Consider the following 245-nt stretch of genomic DNA (forward strand, 5'->3'; position numbering starts at 1 on the left):
TTCTTGTCCTCTTCTGCCTTGTCATCATCGGTTGACGGTTCTTCGATCTTGCGCACCGAGTTCTCGCGATAAGCCAGCATCATTTCGATCTCGGCAAACACGGTCGAGTCGCTGGAGAATTTGCCGTCCGAGAGCAGCGTCCACACATCTTGGTAGCGCTCGACCTTGACCTCGTTACCAGCGTCGTCGATGGTGCGAAAACGCTGCATCTCATCGAGCAGGAGAATGCCGGGTTGGCCTTCCTC

1 protein-coding gene is annotated in these 245 nt (G+C 55.5%); it reads right to left on the bottom strand.

The features are described 5' to 3' along the window. Window positions 1-245 (bottom strand): hypothetical protein (locus ACZ2V4_RS11890; protein WP_490514976.1); only part of this gene is annotated, 245 nt, incomplete at both ends.

It is taken from the genome of Macrococcus sp. CoH-51_TC_04, from assembly GCF_058188655.1.